Origin of the sequence: Naumannella halotolerans, assembly GCF_004364645.1 — a bacterium.
Classification (GTDB): domain Bacteria; phylum Actinomycetota; class Actinomycetes; order Propionibacteriales; family Propionibacteriaceae; genus Naumannella; species Naumannella halotolerans.
On sequence record NZ_SOAW01000001.1, the window covers coordinates 1,325,838 to 1,344,613 of the forward strand.

Sequence of the window (18,776 nt, forward strand, 5' to 3'; positions counted from 1 at the left end):
GACTCCTCCGAGCTCCGCCATGGGCAAGAATCCCGGCCACACCGACCCGAGCGTGACCACTCCGGCTGCTGCCTCCTCGGACAGCGTCGCCGTCGATGCTGCCGCAGCGGTCTCCCCGACGGACCTGCGAGCACCCGAACCCGACCACCCGGAGCCGGTGCTGGCACATCCCACCCAGGAGGCCCACGGGACGCCGTTCGGCCGGATCCCGATCACCGCCGTCGAACCGGTGATCGAGGGCGGTGCCTATCCGGCGAAGGCAACGGTGGGCGAATCCTTCGACATCACCGCCACCATCTTCCGAGAAGGCCATGATGCGGTGAATGCCACCGTGCTGCTCACCGCACCGGACGGCAGCGAGCGGCAGGTCCCGATGGCCAAACACGGGCCCGAGGGTCTGAACGGGTGGCTGGCGACGGTGACCTTGGACTCCCCCGGCCCGTGGACCTACCGGATCGAGGCCTGGGACGATCCGTGGGGCACCTGGCATCACGCCGCAGTGGTCAAGTTCGGTGCCGGGATCGACACCGAACTGGTCTGCGCCGAGGGCCGCCAGCTCTTCGAATGGGCAGCCGAGCAGGCCCGTACGGCACGGGATCAGGCCTCACTGAAGTTCCTCTCCGAGGCCTCGAACGCACTCACCCCGAACCGCCTCCCCCAGGCCCTGGCCGAGCTGGCCGACGACCCGTACCTGGCCGAGGTGATGGCCCGGTACGGCCCACGCCGGCTGGTCACCCCCACCCCGGAGATCCCGATCTGGTGCGATCGCCGGCGGGCCCTGTTCGGCTCCTGGTACGAGTTCTTCCCCCGCTCCCAGGGCGCGGTGCAGAACCCGGACGGCAGTTGGACCTCGGGCACTCTCCGCAGCTCCCGCGATCGCCTGGACGAGGTGGCCGCGATGGGCTTCGACGTGGTCTACCTGCCGCCGATCCACCCGATCGGTCAGGCGTACCGGAAGGGCCCGAACAACACCCTCACCCCCGGACCGTACGATCCCGGATCGCCGTGGGCGATCGGTGCCGCCACCGGCGGTCACGACGCGATCCATCCGGATCTGGGTGATTTCGACGACTTCGACGCCTTCGTCGACCACGCCCGGGACCTCGGGATGGAGGTCGCCCTGGACCTTGCCCTGCAGGCCTCACCGGACCATCCCTGGGTGAGCGAGCATCCGGAGTGGTTCACCACCCGGATCGACGGCACGATCGCCTATGCGGAGAACCCGCCGAAGAAGTACCAGGACATCTATCCGATCAACTTCGACAACGATCCCGACGGGATCTATGCCGAGGTGCTGCGGATCGTCAATCTGTGGATCGACCACGGGGTCACCCTGTTCCGAGTCGACAATCCGCACACCAAACCGCTCAACTTCTGGGCCTGGCTGCTCGCCGAGGTACGCAAGGAGCATCCCGAGGTGATCTTCCTGGCCGAGGCCTTCACCCGCCCGGCGATGATGCATGCGCTGGGGAAGATCGGTTTCCACCAGTCCTACACCTACTTCACCTGGCGCAACGAGAAGTGGGAGCTGGAGGAGTACCTGACCGAGCTGACGACCGAGACCGACAGCTTCTTCCGGCCGAACTTCTTCGTCAACACCCCCGACATCCTGCCCGGTTACCTGGTCGACGGCGGACCGGCGGCCTTCACCATCCGGGCCGTGCTGGCATCGATGCTGTCACCGACCTGGGGCGTCTACTCCGGGTTCGAACTGTTCGAGAACCTGCCGGTGCGTCCGGGCAGCGAGGAGTACCTGGACTCCGAGAAGTACCAGTACCGACCACGGGACTACGACGCCGAGCCGAATCTGAACATCCTGCTCACCCGGTTGAACGAGATCCGTGACGAGCACCCGGCGCTGCAGCAGTTGCGGAACCTGACCTTCCACCACGCGCCGAATTCGCAGGTGATCGTCTTCTCCAAACAGGTGCCGACCGCCGACGGTTCGGCCGACCGGGTCCTCTGCGCAGTCTCGCTGAATCCGCAGGAGACCGTGGAGTCGGAGGTCTACCTCGACTTCGCCGCGATGGGACTGCAGCGCGGGGAGACGATCACCGTCACCGATCAGCTGACGCACCAGAGCTGGACCTGGGGTGAATCGAACTACGTCCGCCTCTATCCGGCCCAACCCGCGCACATCTTCACCGTGCGGCGCGACGGCACCCACTGAGCACCCCGCCGCCAGCCGCCCGTGGCCTGACGCTACGGTCGAATCCGACAGAATCTGAGGTGACCATGTCCGACGACCCGACAACCGATGCACTGCGCTACGGCGGTCTCGCCGGCTGGGACCTGGAAGGTTTCCACACCGGCGCCGACACCGAGATCTGGAAGCGGCTCGGGTCCCACCTGGTCACCGTCGACGGTCCCGAGGGTCCGGTCAGCGGCACCCGCTTCGCGGTCTGGGCACCGCAGGCCAAGGCGGTCTCGGTCCACGGCGACTTCAACGACTGGTCCGGCCAGCCGATGGAACTGCTGCCCGGCACCGGCGTCTGGGTCGGTTTCGTCCCCGGCGTCGGTGCCGGTGCGCTCTACAAGTACTCGGTGCAGACCCAGTGGGGCGAATGGCTGGAGAAGGCCGATCCCATGGCCCGTTATGCCGAGATCCCGCCGGCGAGCGCCTCCATCGTCTGGGAATCCGACTACACCTGGTCGGACCAGGAATGGCTGGAGCGCCGGGCCGAGGCAGATCTGCACGCCGAACCGATGAGCATCTACGAGTTGCATCTCGGCTCCTGGCGCAAGGGCAAGAGCTACCGCGAGGTCACCGAGGAACTCGTCGAGTACGTCACCTGGCAGGGGTACACCCATGTCGAGCTGCTGCCGCTCAGCCAGCATCCCTACGAGCCGTCCTGGGGCTATCAGGTCACCGGGTACTTCGCGGCACAGTCGACCTTCGGCAACCCCGATGATCTTCGCCACCTGATCGACCGGCTGCACCAGGCCGGTATCGGAGTGATCATGGACTGGGTTCCCGGTCACTTCCCGAAGGATTCCTGGGGTCTGGGACGTTTCGACGGCTCCGCCCTCTACGAGCACGCCGATCCCCGCCAGGGTGAGCACCGCGACTGGGGCACCTACATCTTCAACTACGGCCGCAACGAGGTGAAGAGCTTCCTGGTCTCCAATGCGCTGTACTGGTTGACCGAGTTCCACGTCGACGGGCTGCGGGTCGATGCCGTCGCCTCGATGCTCTACCTGGACTACTCCCGCGAGGAGGGCCAGTGGGTGCCGAACATCTACGGCGGCCGGGAGAACCTGGAGGCGATCGACTTCCTGCGCTACGTCAACTCCCACCTGCAGAAGCGGGTTGCCGGGATCGCCATGATCGCCGAGGAATCCACCTCCTTCCCCGGAGTCACCCTGCCGGTGGAGGAAGGCGGCCTGGGCTTCACCTTCAAGTGGAACATGGGCTGGATGAACGACACCCTGTCCTACATCGAGGACGACCCGATCTATCGGCAGTACCACCACAACAACCTCACCTTCGGTCTGGTCTACGCCTGGAGTGAGCACTTCATCCTGCCGATCAGCCATGACGAGGTGGTGCACGGCAAGGGATCGATGATCAACAAGGTCCCGGGCGACGACTGGCAGAAGTTCGCCACCCTGCGCGCCTACTACGCCTTCATGTGGAGCCACCCGGGCAAGCAGTTGCTGTTCATGGGATCCGAGTTCGGCCAACGGCCGGAGTTCAACGAAGCGGTCAGCCTCGAGTGGTGGGTCAGCGACCTGTGGGGTCACCACGGACTGCAGTTGTTGTTGCGTGACCTGAACCGGGTCTACCGTTCACACCCGGCGCTGTACACCGCCGACAGCGACCCGGCCGGATTCGCCTGGATCGACGCCGGTGACGCATCGGGCAACACCATCTCCTTCCTCCGCCGCGGGACCGGCGGGGAGCAACTCGCGGCAGTGATCAACTTCTCGCCCGTACCACGGGAGGCGATGACCATCGGCCTGCCGTCGACCGGTAGCTGGCACGAGGTGCTGAACACCGATTCCGAGATCTACGACGGAACCGGGAAGTACGGCAACCTCGGCCAGGTGGAGGCGCTCGCCGAACCGTGGAACGACTTCCCGGCACGGGCGAGCGTGGTCGTCCCGCCGATGGGAGCGGTCTGGTTCAGCCAGGACCCGGTCGAGCAGAACCCGGGACACGAGTCGGATCGGTGAACATCGACTGCACGATCGGTGCCGACCGGATCGCCCGGTTGGTCTGGGACCGGTCCCCCGAACCCGATGAACTGCGGGAGACCGCCGAACGGGCACTGGCCGAGGTCGAACGGGTGGAGGTCGAGGTCGCCGCTCCCGACCGGGTGGTACGCCGAGCGCTGCATCTGGCGGGGTTCCGGCTCGAGGGCACCCGCCGGCGCGCCGGCCGCGGGGCGGACGGGTCGACGGTCGACGTCGATCTGTACGGCCGCCTGCGGGAGGACGACACCGGTGGTCAGTCCGGTTTCTCGGCGGTGATGAACTCGGTCCTGCCGCGTACCCGGTCGATCGCCCATGTGCTGTTCCACCGCGACCGTGAGGGCGGCCGGGAGTACCTGTTCTGCCAGACCCTGTTCAAACCCGACTGGGAACTCCCCGGCGGTGTGGTGGAGCGCTTCGAATCCCCCCACACCGCGGCCACCAGGGAGGTGCTGGAGGAACTCGGGCTGGAGGTCGAGCTCGGGGACGTCCTCGCCGTGGACTGGCTTCCGCCCTACCTGGGTTGGGACGATGCCGTGGAGTTGATCTTCGACGGTGGGGTGCTCAGCGAGGAGCAGCTGGACTCGATGGTGCTGCAGCCCTCGGAGATCGAATCGGTGCACTGGCGCCGGGCGGCCGATGCCCTGGACCAGTTGCGCCCGGGGGCCGCCCGGCGGTTGCAACACATCGAATCGGAACCGAATCGGACCTGGTACCTCGAGGACGGCAACCCGGTGGGCTGAGACAAGCCCACTCAGCCCACCGCGGTCGGCCGGCTCATTCGGTGATGCCGATGCCGTCGAGCAGGAAGGCGTAGTCCCAGGCGACCTCTTCCCATCCCTTGTAGCGACCGGAACCACCACCGTGTCCGCCGTCCATCTCGATCTTGAACACGATGGGCTCGGTGCCGGTGCTCACCTCCCGCAGCCGCTGCACCCACTTGGCCGGTTCGACGAAGAGCACCCGGGTGTCGTCCAGGCTGGTGACCGCGGCGATCCGGGGGTAGTCGACCGCCCGGATGTTCTCGTAGGGGGTGTAGGCCTTCATCGCGGCATAGACCGCGGGGTCGGTGATCGGGTTTCCCCACTCCTCCCACTCCAGCGCCGACAACGGCAGGTCCGGGTCGAGGATCGAGGTCAACGCGTCGACGAACGGGACCTGGGCGACGATCACCGCATAGAGCTCCGGGGCGAGGTTGGCCACCGCGCCCATCAGCAGGCCGCCCGCCGAACCGCCCATGGCGCCGATCCTGGACCGATCGGCCCAGCCGGCATCGATCAGGTACCGGGTGGAGTCGACGAAGTCGGTGAAGGAGTTGATCTTCGCCAGCTTCTTGCCCTCGACGTACCAGCCGCGCCCGAGCTCCCCACCACCGCGGACATGGGCGATGACATAGACGACACCACGGTCGAGCAGACTCAGCCGGGAGATGCTGAAGCCGGGGTCCATCGAGATCTCGTAGCTGCCGTAACCGTAGACGATGCTCGGGTGCGGCCCGTTGTCCGGACTCAGATCGGCACGCCGGATCACCGTCAGCGGGATCTGCGTACCGTCGGCGGCACTCGCCCACTCCCGCTCGGCGCGATAGGCCTGCGGATCGTATCCACCGCGTACCGGGTTCTCCTTGCGCAACAGGAGTTCTGCGGAGTCGGGTACGAAATCGTAGACCCGTGCCGGGGTCAGATAGGTCTCGTAGACCAGCCGGACGAGCGGCGCCTGCAGATCCGCGGCGATCAGCTCGACCGAATGCAGTTCGGCCTCGAACTCCGGGGTCTGCAAGGTCACCTCACCGGCGGTGATCTCGGTCAGGGGCACATATCCGATGGTGGGAACGGTGTCGCGCCGCAGGCCGACGAACAACTGCCCGGCGGCCGGGACGGCCGAGGTGATGCGTACCCGGTCGTCATGCGGTACGACGGTACGCCAGACCTGTTCGGCACGCGGGAGGGAGATCTCCTCGGCCGCCAGGATCGAGACCATCGAGTTCCGGGCGCCGTCGGAGTCATGGGTGATGATCAACCAGCGCTGGGAGTCGATGTCGACCGGTTCGACGCTGTACAGCACCCCGGCGTCGCGACCGAGCACCACCTGCGGTTCGGCTGCGGGGTCGGTGAGGTCGAGCAGCTGGTTCTCGCTCACCTCGGAATTGCCGATGCCGATGATCAAGGTCCGGTGATCGGCCGAGCGGTCGATGCCGGTCCACATGGTCGTGTCGTCCTCGGTCCAGATCACCTGGTCGGCCTCGGCGGCGGTCCCGAGCAGATGTCTGCGCACCTGGTACGGGCGCCAGGAATCGTCCACCACCAGGTAGAAGATCGCCGAGGCATCCGGTGCCCAGACCGGTCCGTAGAAGGTGTTCGGGATCTCGTCGGCGAGTTCGTCACCGGTCCGCAGGTCACGCACCTTGAGGGTGAACTTCTCGTTGCCCGCATGGTCGACGGCATAGGCCAGCAGGTTGCCGTCGTCGCTCACCGTCGCCGCCCCCAGGGAGTAGAAGGCATGCCCGTCGGCCTCGGCGTTCTCGTCCAGCAGGATCTGCTCCTGCGCCGGCGGATCGTTCGGGTCGATCACCGGTGGGGTCCAGTCCTGCCCACCGGCCGGCACCCGGCAGTGCAGGCCGTACTGCTCGCCCTCCACCATCCGGCCGTAGTACCACCAGTCCCCCCGGCGGCGTGGCACCGACAGATCGGTCTCCTGGGTACGGGCCTTGATCTCGTCGAAGATCGACTGTCGCAGCTTCGCCTGACCGGCGGTGACCGCCGCGGCGTAATCGTTCTCGGCGTGCAGATGCGCCAGCACCTGCGGGTCGTCGCGGTCCCGCAGCCATTCGTAGTCGTCGACGAAGGTCTCGCCATGATGGGTACGGGTGACCGGCCGCTTCTCGGCGATCGGTGCCTGCAGGGGCTTCACGTACAGATACTCCTTGGTCTGGGAGAGGTCGTTGAGCTCTCTCACGTCACTGCGTCTGCTGAATCCCAGGCGCTCGTAGAGTCGGTGGGCATCGGTGAACCGGGTGTCGGTCCACAAGATCAACTCGCGGCAGCCGGCATCGGCGGCAGCCGTTTCGGCCGCCCGGACCAGCGCCGCGCCGAGCCCCGAACCGCGAGCCTGCGCGGCAACGTAGAGCGATTTCAGTTCGGCGGCACCAGCTGCGGGCCGCCAGCCGACGCTGGCGACCAGCACACCGTCACGCTCGAGCACCCAGAGGTCACCGGCATGCTCGGCCCAGGCCGTGGCCGGGGAGCGCATCCAGGGTTCCTCGGCGTCGACGTCGAGGATGATCCCGGGATACTCGGACCAGATGCCACCGATCAGCTCGATCAGTGCCGCGGAATCGGTGTCGCGAACCGGGCGCAGATCCTCCACCGCCTGGGCTCGACGGCCGCTCAGAACAGTGCCGTCATCAGGTCTCGCCGGGCCTTCAGAACCGCCGGATCCTTCGGGTCCACCACCTCGAACAGTTCCAGCAGCCGCTGCCGGACCCGCTCGCGGTCATCCCCGGCGGTACGCCGCACGACCCCGACCAACCGGCCGAACCCGGCCGCCGCGTCACCGCCGACGATCTCGGCGTCCGCGGCGGCCAGCTGGGCCTCGACATCTGCGGGCGCGGCCTCGGCCGTCGCGATCACCGCCTGCGGATCGATGCCGGCGCCGACCGTGCGGGCGAGCAGGCCGACCTGGGCCTTACCTGCCCTGGCCTCGGGATCGTTCGGGGTCTCGGCCAACAGCTTGGCGTACTCGGCCTCGGCGGCGGCGTAGTCACCGGCGGCCAGGGCAGCGTCGGCGGCCTCGAAACGTGGATCGGCCGGGGGCTCTGCACCCTCGTCGGACTCGGCTTCGGCGCCCTGGGACGGTGCGGTGCCGACGATCCCGTTGGCCACCGCGGTCTGCAGCACCTGATCGATCACCGCCCGCACCTGGTCGGCGGGTTGGGCACCTTGGAACAGCGGGGCCAACTGCCCACCGAGGACCGCCACCACCGTCGGCACGGCCTGCACCCCGAGCGCCTGGGCGATCTGGCCCTCGGTGTCGACATCGACCCGCCCGAGCAGGAACCTGCCACCGGAGGAGTTCGCCAGGTCGGCCAGGGTACGGCTCAACTCCGCCGTGCCCTCCGCCCTCGGTGACCAGAACTCGACCACCACCGGATACCTGACCGACTCCCCCAGCACCTGCTGGAAGTTCACCTGGGTGATGTCGACGACGAAACTGCCGCCACCGGCCTGTGCGCCGGTGGACTGCGGGGCCTGCGCCTTGGCCTTCAGGGCCGAAAGGTCCATGGCGCCACCAAAACTGGAAGAACTCATGACCCCATTCTGGCAGGCCCGGCCGACGACACGGCAGGATAGGGCCATGGCACACGAGCGGGCCGGTCAACCGGCGCAGTCCTCCGACCTGATCGACGTCGACGCGGTGCTGGCCGCGTACCACGAGATCGTCCCGGATCCGACGAATCCGGACCAGCAGGTGGTCTTCGGCACCTCCGGTCACCGGGGCTCCAGTCTGGACGGCGCCTTCAACGATCTGCACATCGCCGCCACCACCCAGGCCATCGTCGAGTACCGGGCCTCGCAGGGGATCACCGGCCCGGTGTACCTGGGCAAGGACACCCACGCACTGTCCCTGCCCGCCTGGCGTACCGCCACCGAAGTGCTGATCGGCAACGACATCGCGGTCCGCGCCGAGCGCGAGGACGAGTACACCCCCACCCCGGCCCTGTCCCGAGCGATCGTGGTGCACAACGCCGACCCCGCCAATGCCGGTGCACCCGCCGACGGGATCGTCGTCACCCCCTCGCACAACCCGCCCCGCGACGGCGGGTTCAAATACAACCCACCGCACGGCGGGCCCGCCGACACCGATGCGACCAAGGCCATCGCGGCCCGGGCCAACGCACTGCTCGCTGACCCGGCGGCCATCCGGAGGGTCACCTACGCCGTGGCCGAGCCGCAGGTCGAGCGCTTCGACTACCTGAGCCTGTACATCGACGGACTCGCCGAGGCGATCGACCTCGACGCGATCCGCAGGTCGGGACTGCGGATGGGGGCCGATCCGATGGGCGGTGCCAGTGTGCACTACTGGCAGGCGATCGCCGAGCGTCTGCAGCTCGACATCACCGTCACCAATGACACCGTGGACCCGGCCTGGTCGTTCATGACCCTGGACACCGACGGCAAGATCCGGATGGATCCCTCCTCCCCCGACGCGATGGCCTCCCTGCTGGCCAACCGCACGGCCTACGACCTGTCCACCGGCAACGACGCCGACTCCGACCGGCACGGGATCGTCACCCCCGATGCCGGGCTGATGAACCCCAATGCCTACCTGGCCGTCGCCATCGGCTACCTGTACACCCACCGCAGCGGATGGCCGCAGGGCATCGGAGTCGGCAAGACCCTGGTCTCGTCGTCGATGATCGACCGGGTCGTCGCCGATCTCGGCCTGAATCTGGTGGAGGTGCCGGTCGGCTTCAAGTGGTTCGTTCCCGGTCTCAGCGACGGAACTCTCGGCTTCGGCGGGGAGGAATCGGCCGGAGCCTCCTTCCTCACCCGCGACGGCCGGACCTGGACCACCGACAAGGACGGGATCCTGCTCTGCCTGCTGGCCGCGGAGATCCTGGCCGTCACCCAGAAGACCCCGTCGCAGCTGTACTCGGAGTTGACTCACCGATTCGGGGAGCCCGCCTACTCCCGGATCGACGCCTCAGCCGACCGGGAGCAGAAGGCGCGGCTGGCAGCCCTCTCCCCGGCCGATGTCACCGCCACCGAACTGGCCGGCGAGCCGATCACCGCGGTGCTGACCAAGGCACCCGGCAACGATGCCCCGATCGGCGGGATCAAGGTCACCACCGAGAACGCCTGGTTCGCCGCCCGGCCCTCCGGCACCGAGGACAAGTACAAGATCTACGCCGAGTCGATGCGCGGCCCGGAACATCTGGCGCAGGTGCAGGCCGCCGCCCAGGACGTGGTGTCGCGGGCGCTGGGTGATTGATCGACCGGCTGGGTGATTGATCGACCGGCTGGGTGGTTGATCGACCGGCTGGGTGGTGAGTCGACCTGCCCGAACGGCGGCTGATCCGGAAGGTTCGGCACCGAAACGACCCGCACCGAAGCGCCACCGTTCGTTCACCACGGGTTCATCCGGGGGTTGCCAGCACACACCGAAGGGCCCTAGCTTTCCGGAGTGGCTGGCACAGTGGAAGTGGCAAGCGGGGATCCTCCGCGGTCCGAGGCGACCGCCGATGATCGAACGGGAACGTCACCGTCCCGCCGTCGGCGATTCGGCATCAGCAGGCGCAACCGGGGTGATTTCTGGATCTTCTTGTTGTTCGCGCTGCCGAACATCGTGTTGATCCTGGTCTTCTCCTACCGCCCGATCCTGACGAACTTCTACTACTCCACGCTGAACTGGGTGCTCGGGTCACCGATCGCCACCAGCGCCGGGCTGGACAACTACGTCCGGTTCTTCAGCGGCGACCGCGCGGTCGAGGTGCTGCGGACGACGGCGATCTTCACCATCGCCACCGTCGGCGGCTCGATCGTCCTCGGCCTCGGTCTGGCGGTGGTCCTCAGCCGGCCCCTGCGCGGACGTACCTTCGCCCGAGCCTCGGTCTTCGCTCCCTATGTCCTGTCCGGTGTGGGCATCGGACTCGTCTGGTCGTTCATCTTCGACCCGACGATCGGCGTGATGGCGATCATCCTGCGCAAGTTCGGCGCCGCCTCACCGCAGTGGTTCAACGACCCGGACCTGACCCTGGTGATGGTGATCATCGTCTTCATCTGGAAGAACGTCGGCTACTGCGCGGTGATCTACATCGCCGCCATGACCGCGGTCCCCAATGACGTGCTCGAGGCGGCCTCGATCGACGGGGCCTCACCGGTACGTCGATTCTTCTCGGTCACCCTGCCGTTGCTGTCGCCCACCAGCTTCTTCCTGCTGATGACCGTCACCTTGGCATCACTGCAGGCCTTCGACATCCTGCGGATCATGAACCCGCTCGGCCGGGGCACCACGACGCTGATGTACGAGTCGTACCTGCAGGCCTTCCTGGCCAACAACCAGGCCGGTTACTCCGCAGCGATCTCCAGCATCTTGTTCATCGTCCTGATGGTCCTCACCCTGGTCCAACTGATCTTCGTCGAGAGGCGGGTGCACTACACGTGAGCACGACCACGCTCCCGGCCGATACCCCGACCCCGCGCCGCCGGCAGCGTTCCGGCGCCGCGGTCGCCGGGGACCTGATCGGCGGCTACCTGCCGATGATCATCGCCACCTTGGCAGTGGTCCTCCCACTGGTCTGGATGATCATCAGCTCGTTCAAGTCCCCCGGGGAGATTGTCACCCGGGAGCTGATCCTGTTCCCGGCCGATCCCAGCCTCGCCGCCTACGAGCGGGCCTCGGCGACCGTGGACTTCCCCCGGTTGTTCCTGAACTCGTTCATCGTCACCGCCATCGGTTCGGGCCTGAAGGTGATCTTGGCACTGACCACCGCCTATGCCCTGGTCTTCGTCCGGTTCCCGTTCAAACGGATCATCTTCGTCGCCATCCTGGTGGCCCTGATGGTGCCCCCGCAGGTCTCCCTGCTTCCCAACTACGTGTTCATCGCCGGGCTCGGCGGAACCGACACCTACTGGGGACTGATCCTTCCCGGTCTGGGCACGGCATTCGGCACGTTCCTGCTCCGGCAGCACTTCCTGTCCCTGCCCAAGGAACTGCTGGAAGCTGCCGAGATCGATGGCGCCGGTCACTTCCGACGCCTGTTCAGCATCGTCGCCCCGGTCTCCGCACCGACCATCGCCACGGTCGCCCTGGTCACCATCGTGACCGAGTGGAACGAGTACATCTGGCCCCTGGTGATCACCAACTCGCTGTCGATGGCGACCTTGCCGGTCGGCCTGACCCGGTTGCAGAACAGTGAGCCTGATCCCAGTGCCTACGCCATGTTGATGGCGGGATCGGTATTGGTGATCCTGCCGGTGCTGATCGTCTTCGCGATCCTCCAACGACACATCGTTGCAGGACTCACCCAAGGCGCGGTCAAGTGACCGCCACCTATGTATCGACCCTCCCGGCGGCGACGGATCGTCGGGTTGTTGACGAAAGGGACAGTCAATGAGATCAATGTTCGACCGGCGCCGATTCCTCGGCCTGGCCGGTGCCGGCGTGGGTGCGCTGGCCCTGGGCGCCTGTGGCGGCCCGTCCATCGGTGGCGGTGCCGGCGGAGGTACCGCACCGGTGGACGTCAACGGTCCCGACTTCAGCGGTGTGGAGGCGGCCAAGTCGATCACCTTCTGGTCCAACCATCCCGGTGGTTCGGAGCAGATCACCCGAAGCCTGCTGGACGCCTTCACCCAGGAGTCCGGGATCGAGGTGGAACTGGTCACCGCCGGCGCCAACTATGAGGAGATCGCCCAGCGCTTCCAGACCGCCCAGGCCTCCGGTGACCTGCCGGATGCGGTCGTGCTGTCCGATGTCTGGTGGTTCCGCTACTACATGCAGCAGACGATCATCCCGCTGGGGACCGCGATCGAGGCTGCCGGGATCACCACCGCCGGTTACCGGGAGTCGCTGATCGGTGACTACCAGTACGACGGTGGCCAGTGGGCGCTGCCCTGGGCCCGCTCGACGCCGCTGTTCTACTACAACAAGGCGCACTGGGAGGCCGCCGGGCTGGAGGATCGTGCTCCGCAGACCTGGGCGGAGTTCGCCGAGTGGGCACCGGCGCTGAAGGAGGCCACCGGTGTCTCGGCCTATGAGTTCCCGGCCCTGGACGGGTACGCGGGCTGGATCCTGCAGAACCTGCTGTGGGGGTACGGCAGCGGCTGGTCGGCCGAGGAGTCCTTCGACATCATCTGCGACAACCCGCAGGCCGTCGAGGCCATCACCTTCGCGCAGAACTCGATCAAGGACGGCTGGGCCACGGTGGCCAGCCAGGCCGCGGTTGACGACCTGGCCGCCGAGGGCTGCAGCGCGACCATCGAGTCCACCGGTTCGTTGGTCGGTCTGCTGGACACCGTCGGTGACAAGTTCGAGGTCGGGGTCGGCTTCCTGCCCGGCGGACCGCAGGTGCAGACTCCGGTCTGCCCCACCGGTGGCGCCGGCCTGGGCATCCCCTCGGGGATCGATCCGGCCAACCAGCTCGCCTCGGCGATGATGATCGGCTTCCTGACCAACCCGGAGAACACCGTGAAGTTCTCCGCCGCCACCGGATACATGCCGGTGCAGACCGACGCCGATGTCTCCACCCTGTTGGCCGAGACCCCGCAGATCCAGACCGCGATCGATCAGCTCGAGGTCACCCGTTCCCAGGACTGGGCCCGGGTGTTCGTCCCCGGGGCGGAACTGGAGATGGCCAACGCCGCCGCGGCCGTGCTGAACGAGCAGGCCGATGTGCAGGAGACGCTGACCGGGTTGAAGTCGACCCTGGAGGAGTTGTACACCACCCAGGTGGAGCCGAACATCGGCTGAGCCACGGGAATCAGGACGAGACCCCGCCGGGGACCGGATGGTCGCCGGCGGGGTCTCGTCACTTCCGGTCCTGATCAGCCCGTACGTGCGGCCGGATCGAGGCTCGGGTCAGCGATGCCTGTCATCGGGGTCGGACGGTCGCTTCCCTGGGGCCGGCGGGCCGCGCCGGTTCGTCCCGCAGGCCCACCAGATGATCCACCGGACCGTTGCCGTGTCCCACGGCCAGCTGCCGGCCGGCGGAGATCGCCGCGGTCAGCCAGTCCTTCGCCTGCTGGGTCGCCAGCGCCCAGTCACCGTGGGCGGCCACCCGGGTGGCCAGTGCGCTGGACAGCGCGCACCCGGTTCCATGGGTGTTGCTGCCCGGCACCCGGTCACCGGTGAACTCGGTGACCACTCCGCGGTCGAGCAGCGCGTCGGTGACCACCAGTCCCCGCAGGTGTCCGCCCTTGACCAGTACCCGGACCCCGGACCGGTCGGCAAGACCGTGGGCCTGTTCCAGTGCCTCGGCCAAGGTACGGGCCGGGGCAGCGTCGGTGAGGACGGCCAGTTCGGGGATGTTCGGGGTGACCAGGTCGGACCGGGTGATCAGCTCCGAGACCGCGTCCTCGGCATCGGCATCGACCAGCCGGTCCCCGCTGGTGGCCACCATCACCGGGTCCAGCACGACCACCGGGGGCCGATGCCGGACCAACCATTCCCCCACCACGCGGGCGACCGCTGCCGTACCGAGCATGCCGATCTTCACCGCGTCGACGGTGATGTCGTCGCTGATCGCCTCAAGCTGGGCGCTGAGGAACTCCGGTGGTGGCACGTGGATGGCCCGGACCCCGGTGGTGTTCTGGGCGGTGAGCGCACTGATCGCCGCCATCGCGTACCCGCCGTTGGCGGCGATGCTCTTCAGATCACCCTGCACCCCGGCCCCTCCACTGGGATCGGAGCCGGCGATCGACAACACCCGCGGGATGCCGCTCACCCGTTCTCCCATCGGTCGGCCAGCGCACGGGCGGACCCTTCGGGGTCGGCACTGGCACAGATCGCCGAGACCACAGCCACACCGGCGGCCCCGCCGCGACGGAGCCCCGGCAGATCTTCGGACCGGATTCCACCGATCGCCACGCACGGCAGTGCGGTGGCGCCGGCGAGTCTGGAGAACCCGTCGGTACCCAATTCCGGCGGGTGGTCGGGCTTGGTGGCGGTGGCCCGCACCACCCCCACCCCGAGGTAGTCCACGGTGCCACCTGGCAGTGAATCCGCGGCCGCCAGCTGTGCCCGGGAGCTTGCCGTCAACCCGATGATCGGTTCGGCACCGAGGATCCGCCTGGCCGTCTCGGCGGGAAGGTCGTCCTGTCCCAGGTGGACTCCGGCCACGGCTGCCTGCTGTTCCCGGGCGGCACAGAAGATGTCCACCCGATCGTTCACCAGCACCGGTACCCGGTCACCCACGGTGTCTGCGATCCGGGTCACCAGGTCGAGAAATTCGCGAGCCGAGGCGGTCTTGTCCCGTATTTGCAGCACGCTCACACCGCCGGCGACGGCTCGCCGAACGGTCTCCAGCACACCGCGGTCACCACACTGGGCGGTGTCGGTGACCAGGTGCAGCTCGAGCCGTCCGGGCACCCGAGCCCGGCCGGGCACCGGTTGGCCGACGCTCATGCCAGTACCACCCGCTGCCGCACCTGGTCCGCCGTGAGATCGCCGAGCCGGTCCAGGAATGCCACCGCGAACGAACCCGGACCTGCTGCCTGCTCGGCGGCCAGTTCGGCGGCGATCGTGTAACAGGCCACCGCGGTCACGGTCGCATCGAACACCGTCGTCTCCTCGCTCACCGCCAGGAAGGCGGCCATCACCGCCCCGAGTGCGCAACCCCCACCGGTGATCCGGGTCAGCAACCGGTCCCCGTTGGCCACCCGGACGACGGTGCTCCCGTCGGTGACCAGATCGGTCGGGCCGCTGACCGCGACCACCCCACCGGTACGGACCGCAAGTCCCCTGGCGGCATCCAGTGCCGCTTCCGGCCCGGCCGTCGAATCGACTCCTCGCCCGCCACCACCGGCGCCGGCAGCGGCGAGGATCTCACTGGCATTACCGCGGATCACGGTCGGGCCGGCGGCCACCAGTTCGGCGGCCAGTGCGGTGCGGATCGGCAGCACCCCGGCCGCCACCGGGTCGAGCACCCATGGGGTCCCGGCCCGACCGGCGGCTGCGGCCGCCTCGACGGCGGCGGCCCGGTTCTCGGCCAGGGGTGTCCCCAGGTTGATCAACACCCCACCGGCGAGGCCGGCGAACATCCCGGCCTCGCCCGGGATGTCCACCATCGCCGGTGCAGCCCCGAGTGCAAGCAATGCATTGGCGGTGAAGTTGGTGACCACGGTGTTGGTGATCGACTGCACCAGTGGGGAGGTCGATCGGAGCCGATCGAGCAGCTCGGTGTGAATGGTCGGCGTCGTCGCGGGCGCATGGTCGCGCATACGGACATCCCTTCGCTAGTACGAACTAGATCAGGTTCAACGGGTGTGATCTCAGCACCGTGGCGCACCCCGTGTCACTTGCCCCACACCCTACGTCAGCACCCAGAGGCACGAAAGGGCCGGGACCTACCAGAGGTGGATCCCGGCCCTTCGCCGATCGATTCCGCCGGCCTCACGGCCGGGGCGAGCCCGAGATGATCAGGCTGCCGCCCGCGCCGACTCGGTCACCGGTTCCAACGCCGCGGCGACCAGTTCGGCCACATCGGTGGACGGGACGACGGTGATCGCCTCCAGCACCTCACTCGGCACCTCGTCGAGGTCGGGTTCGTTGCGCTTCGGTGCGAAGACCGTGCGCAATCCGTTGCGCTGGGCGGCGAGCAGCTTCTGCTTCAATCCGCCGATCGGCAACACCCGCCCGTTCAAGGTCACCTCACCGGTCATCCCGACATCACTGCGGACCCGACGGCCGGTGGCCATCGAGACCAGTGCGGTCACCATGGTCACACCGGCGCTCGGCCCGTCCTTGGGGATCGCACCGGCCGGAACGTGGATGTGGATCCGCCGGTCCAGCACACCGGGGTCGGTGATGCCGAGTTCGGCGGCGTGCGCCCGGACGTAGGACAGGGCGATCTGCGCCGACTCCTTCATCACCTCACCCAACTGACCGGTGAGGGTGAGACCTCGCTCGCCGTCGACGGCATTGGCCTCGATGAACAGCACGTCGCCACCCAGTCCGGTGACGGCCAGACCGGTCGCAACCCCGGGCACCTCGGTACGTTCGTCGGACTCCGGAGTGAACCGTGGCCGCCCCAGGAAGTCCTTCAGATTGCCCAGGTCGATGGTGATCGCTGCCTCCGCCCGGCCCTGAGCGATCTTCGTCGCCGCCTTCCGCAATCCCTTGGCCAGCAGCCTTTCCAGCTGCCGCACGCCGGGTTCACGGGTGTAGTCGGCGGCGATCTCCCGCAACGCCTCGTCGGTGAAGATCACCTCCTCGGCATCGAGTGCGGCCAGTTCCCGCTGCTTCGGCAGCAAGAAGTCACGCGCGATGTTGATCTTGTCATCCTCGGTGTAACCGTCGATCGTCACCAGTTCCATCCGGTCCAGCAGCGGCTCGGGGATGTTCTCTATCACGTTCGCCGTGGCCAGGAACAACACATCGGACAGGTCGAGATCGACGTCCAGGTAGTGGTCGCGGAAGGTGTGGTTCTGCGCCGGGTCCAAGACCTCCAGCAGCGCCGAGGACGGGTCACCCCGGTAGTCCGAACCCACCTTGTCGATCTCGTCCAGCAGCACCACCGGATTCATCGAACCCGCCTCGCTGATGGCACGCACGATCCGACCCGGCAGGGCTCCGACGTAGGTACGCCGGTGACCGCGGATCTCGGCCTCGTCCCGGACTCCACCCAGGGCGACGCGGACGAACTTGCGGCCCAGGGCACGGGCAACCGACTCCCCCAGGGAGGTCTTGCCGACACCGGGCGGCCCGGCCAGCGCCAGGACGGCACCGGAGCCACGCCCCCCGACCACCTGCAGCCCACGCTCGGCCCGCCGCGACCGAACGGCCAGGTACTCGATCATCCGGTCCTTCACGTCATCCAGACCGTGGTGATCGGCATCCAGCACCTCCCGCGCCGCGGCGATGTCGGTGTTGTCGGTGGTCGTCTGTCCCCACGGCATGTCCAGGATCGTGTCCAGCCAGGTACGGATCCAGCCGGCCTCCGGGGTCTGGTCCGAACTGCGCTCGAGCTTGTCCACCTCACGCAGCGCGGCCTCGCGTACCTTCTCGGGCAGGTCGGCCTGCTCGACCCTGGTCCGGTAGTCCTCCGCACCATCGGGTTCGCCCTCGCCGAGCTCTGCCCGGATGGCATTGAGCTGCTGGCGCAGCAGGAACTCCCGCTGCGACTTCTCCATGCCCTCGCGGACATCGTCGGCGATCTTGTCGTTGACCTCGGCCTCGGCGATCTGGTTGCGAGTCCACTCGATCAGCGTCTGCAGCCGCTCGGCGACCTCGGGGGTCTCCAGCAGTGCGCGCTTCTGGTCGTCGGTCAGCCAGCTGGCGTACCCGGCGAGATCGGCGAGCTGATCGGGATCGGTCACCCGCTGCACGTTGTCGATCACCTGCCATGCGTCACGGCGCTGCAGGGTCGCGATCACCAGTGACTTGTACTCCTTGGCCAGCTCGCGCAGCTGCTCGTCGGGTTCGGTCACCGGCACATCCTCGGCCTCCACCCACAGGGCACTGCCGGGCCCGGACACACCGGAGCCGATCTTCACCCGGCGTTCGGCACGCAGGACCGCGGCTTCGGCGCCGTCACCGGCCATCCGCCCCTGCTGCACGATCTCGGCCACCACGCCGTAGCTGGCGTACCGGTCGGCAAGTCGCGGAGCGACGACGAGTTTGCCGTCGCTGCTGGCGCGCGCGGTGTCGATCGCGGCCCGCGAGGTCTCGTCCAGCCGGATCGGCACGACCATGCCCGGCAGGACCACCAGTTCGGAAAGAAAAAGAATCGGAAGTTGCACAACATCCTCCATCAAGTTGAGCGTCACCGACTCAACGTCAGATTCAAGGACTTCATTCCCGGTTCGCTCACGGTGAAAACGCTCAGCACAGATCCACCGGATCGGACACGTGTCTCATGTCTCATT

The 18,776-nt window shown here is 67.6% G+C and carries 13 protein-coding genes and 1 riboswitch; of the genes, 7 read left to right on the forward strand and 6 right to left on the reverse strand.

Translation table 11 applies throughout. The features are described from left to right. Positions 1 to 19: 19 nt before the first annotated feature. The 3 genes from CLV29_RS06135 to CLV29_RS16730 all read left to right on the forward strand — a co-directional run bounded on the left by CLV29_RS06135 (position 20) and on the right by CLV29_RS16730 (position 4,937). Entirely contained in the window at positions 20 to 2,170 is a 2,151-nt protein-coding gene (locus CLV29_RS06135; protein ID WP_133755071.1) for an alpha-1,4-glucan--maltose-1-phosphate maltosyltransferase, read from the forward strand. 65 nt (positions 2,171 to 2,235) lie between these two features. Further along, entirely contained in the window at positions 2,236 to 4,176 is a 1,941-nt protein-coding gene (gene glgB, locus CLV29_RS06140; RefSeq protein WP_133755072.1) for a 1,4-alpha-glucan branching protein GlgB, read from the forward strand. Beyond that, entirely contained in the window at positions 4,173 to 4,937 is a 765-nt protein-coding gene (locus CLV29_RS16730; protein ID WP_243831760.1) for an NUDIX domain-containing protein, read from the forward strand. Before glgB ends, CLV29_RS16730 begins: the two co-directional genes overlap by 4 nt. Before the next feature lie 34 nt (positions 4,938 to 4,971). Here CLV29_RS16730 and CLV29_RS06150 read toward each other — a convergent pair whose 3' ends face one another. Further along, complete coding sequence (locus CLV29_RS06150; protein WP_133754094.1) at positions 4,972 to 7,560, reverse strand: GNAT family N-acetyltransferase; 2,589 nt, start codon at positions 7,558 to 7,560, stop codon at positions 4,972 to 4,974. Between the two features lie 20 nt (positions 7,561 to 7,580). After that, on the reverse strand, positions 7,581 to 8,501 hold the full coding sequence (locus CLV29_RS06155; protein WP_133754095.1) for a tetratricopeptide repeat protein: 921 nt from the start codon (positions 8,499 to 8,501) through the stop codon (positions 7,581 to 7,583). 46 nt (positions 8,502 to 8,547) lie between these two features. Here CLV29_RS06155 and pgm point away from each other — a divergent pair, with 46 nt between their 5' ends. From pgm to CLV29_RS06175, 4 genes are all read left to right on the forward strand, one after another. After that, entirely contained in the window at positions 8,548 to 10,185 is a 1,638-nt protein-coding gene (gene pgm / locus CLV29_RS06160) for a phosphoglucomutase (alpha-D-glucose-1,6-bisphosphate-dependent) (RefSeq protein ID WP_133754096.1), read from the forward strand. Positions 10,186 to 10,377: 192 nt separating this feature from the next. Then, positions 10,378 to 11,358 (forward strand): carbohydrate ABC transporter permease, encoded by a 981-nt coding sequence (locus CLV29_RS06165; RefSeq protein WP_133754097.1) that lies wholly within the window; start codon positions 10,378 to 10,380, stop codon positions 11,356 to 11,358. Next, positions 11,355 to 12,239, forward strand: coding sequence for a carbohydrate ABC transporter permease (locus CLV29_RS06170; RefSeq protein WP_243831761.1), 885 nt, complete (start codon positions 11,355 to 11,357; stop codon positions 12,237 to 12,239). The genes CLV29_RS06165 and CLV29_RS06170 overlap by 4 nt, the downstream gene beginning before the upstream one ends. A gap of 67 nt (positions 12,240 to 12,306) precedes the next feature. Further along, on the forward strand, positions 12,307 to 13,662 hold the full coding sequence (locus tag CLV29_RS06175; RefSeq protein ID WP_133754098.1) for an ABC transporter substrate-binding protein: 1,356 nt from the start codon (positions 12,307 to 12,309) through the stop codon (positions 13,660 to 13,662). A 121-nt stretch (positions 13,663 to 13,783) separates the two neighbouring features. Here CLV29_RS06175 and thiD read toward each other — a convergent pair whose 3' ends face one another. The 4 genes from thiD to lon form a co-directional block, all read right to left on the reverse strand. After that, positions 13,784 to 14,635: a bifunctional hydroxymethylpyrimidine kinase/phosphomethylpyrimidine kinase gene (gene thiD, locus CLV29_RS06180; RefSeq protein WP_208292778.1), complete on the reverse strand. Its 852-nt coding sequence runs from the start codon at positions 14,633 to 14,635 to the stop codon at positions 13,784 to 13,786. Continuing rightward, positions 14,632 to 15,315, reverse strand: a complete 684-nt coding sequence (gene thiE, locus CLV29_RS06185; RefSeq protein WP_133754100.1) for a thiamine phosphate synthase — start codon at positions 15,313 to 15,315, stop codon at positions 14,632 to 14,634. Before thiE ends, thiD begins: the two co-directional genes overlap by 4 nt. Beyond that, positions 15,312 to 16,130, reverse strand: a complete 819-nt coding sequence (gene thiM / locus CLV29_RS06190) for a hydroxyethylthiazole kinase (protein ID WP_133754101.1) — start codon at positions 16,128 to 16,130, stop codon at positions 15,312 to 15,314. Before thiM ends, thiE begins: the two co-directional genes overlap by 4 nt. Then, a riboswitch (TPP riboswitch) is annotated at positions 16,121 to 16,212 on the reverse strand. Its footprint overlaps the gene before it by 10 nt. 116 nt (positions 16,213 to 16,328) lie before the next feature. Beyond that, positions 16,329 to 18,662 (reverse strand): endopeptidase La, encoded by a 2,334-nt coding sequence (lon, locus tag CLV29_RS06195; protein ID WP_133754102.1) that lies wholly within the window; start codon positions 18,660 to 18,662, stop codon positions 16,329 to 16,331. Positions 18,663 to 18,776: the final 114 nt, after the last annotated feature.